This is a genomic window from Pseudomonas sp., assembly GCF_037994325.1.
Classification (GTDB): Bacteria; Pseudomonadota; Gammaproteobacteria; order Pseudomonadales; family Pseudomonadaceae; genus Aquipseudomonas.
In genome coordinates this window covers 1-1,996 of record NZ_JBBNAH010000215.1, presented here as the reverse complement: position 1 = coordinate 1,996, position 1,996 = coordinate 1, and the positions used below count along the sequence as shown (strand labels likewise).

Sequence of the window (1,996 nt, the reverse complement as noted above, 5' to 3'; positions counted from 1 at the left end):
GCGCGACCTTGGCGCCGTTGTCGTCAATCACGTTGTAAGTGATGGTGAGCACTTTGCTTTCGCCCACATTCAACGACTGGAAGCTGGCATCAGCCGGGTTCACGGTGAGGGTGTTGCCGGTACGGGTAACGCCCGCTGGCAGGGCGCCGACGTCGGTGACGTTCAGCACCGCGCCGTGGTCGACATCGCTGGCGCCTGCAAGCAGGTCAACGTTAAAGCTGGCGCTGTCTTCGGCCGCTGTGGCGACGATTGCACTGCTTACAGTCGGCGCATCGTTAGTGCCAGTGATGGTGATAGTAGCGGTTTGTGCAACTGTGGCGCCGTTGTCGTCGATCACGTTGTAGGTGATGGTCAGGACTTTGCTTTCACCGACGTTCAACGATTGGAAGCTGGCATCAGCCGGGTTTACGGTCAGCGTATTACCGGTACGAGTAACGCCCGCTGGCAAGGTGCCGACGTCGGTGACGTTCAGTACCGCGCCGTGGTCGACGTCGCTGGCGCCGCTCAACAGGTTGACGTTAAAGCTGGCGCTGTCTTCGGCGGCGGTGGCAACCACTGCACCGCTTACAGTCGGCGCATCGTTAGTGCCGGTAACGGTGATGGTGGCGGTCTGCGCGACCTTGGCGCCGTTGTCGTCAATCACGTTGTAAGTGATGGTGAGCACTTTGCTTTCGCCCACATTCAACGACTGGAAGCTGGCATCGGCCGGGTTCACGGTGAGGGTGTTGCCGGTACGGGTAACGCCCGCTGGCAAGGTGCCGACGTCGGTGACGTTTAGCACCGCGCCGTGGTCGACATCGCTGGCGCCTGCAAGCAGGTCAACGTTAAAGCTGGCGCTGTCTTCGGCCGCTGTGGCAACCACTGCACCACTTACCGTCGGCGCATCGTTAGTGCCAGTGATGGTGATGGTAGCGGTTTGTGCAACTGTGGCGCCGTTGTCGTCGATCACGTTGTAGGTGATGGTCAGGACTTTGCTTTCACCGACGTTCAACGATTGGAAGCTAGCATCGGCCGGGTTCACGGTCAGGATGTTGCCGCTGCGGGTAACGCCGGCTGGCAGGGTGCCGACGTTGCTCACGCTGAGCACCGCGCCGCTATCGACGTCGCTGGCGCCGGAGAGCAGGTTGACGTTAAAGCTGGCGCTGTCTTCGGCGGCGGTGGCAACCACAGCACCGCTTACAGTCGGCGCATCGTTAGTGCCGGTAACGGTGATGGTGGCGGTCTGCGCGACCTTGGCGCCGTTGTCGTCGACCACGTTGTAGGTCACGACGATGTCTTTGCTTGCGCCGGCTGCCAAGGATTGGAAGCTGGCATCGGCTGGGTTCACCGTCAGGGTGCTGCCGTTGAGGGTGACCCCGGCCGGCAAGGCGCTGACATTGGCGATACTCAGCACTGCACCCGTGTCTACGTCGCTAGCGCCGCTAAGCAGGTTAACCACCACGTTGGCGCCATCTTCAGTGCCGCTGGCCAGCAGCGGGGCGCTGACAGTTGGTGCGTCGTTGGTGCCGGTAACGTCAATGGTGATGAGCTGAGTGACGGTCGCGCCATTGTTGTCGGTCACCGTGGCGGTGAAGGTCTCTTTGCCCGTCTGCCCTTCGGTCAGCGCCTGGGTGGCGGCTGCGCTGTTGTTCAGGGTGTAAGTCCATACGCCAGCAGCCGTAATCGCCAAGGTGCCAAACGCGCCAGTGCCGTTGGCCAGGCTCCAGGTGGTGCTAGAACCGTTATCGACGTCGGTGGCGGTGAGGGTGCCGGTGGCTGTCGGTTGGCCGCTGACTACGCTGCCGTCGTCCAGGTTGCCGGCTTCGACCACGGCGCCGGTGCTGGTACCGCTGACGGTCGGCGCATCGTTGGTGCCGATGATGGTCACGGTGGCTGTGGCGGTATCGGTACCGCCATGGCCGTCGCTGATGGTGTAGGTAAAGGTGTCGGTGGCCACTTCGCCGGCTTTCAGCGCGTCGAATTTGCCGTTGGTGTTGTAGCTGAAGCTGCCGTCGGC

General features: G+C 62.2%; 1 protein-coding gene. It reads right to left on the bottom strand.

The window, feature by feature from the left end:
• The coding region (locus tag AAAB16_RS07340; RefSeq protein ID WP_340662756.1) for a VCBS domain-containing protein at positions 1-1,996 on the bottom strand (1,996 nt) is incomplete at both ends.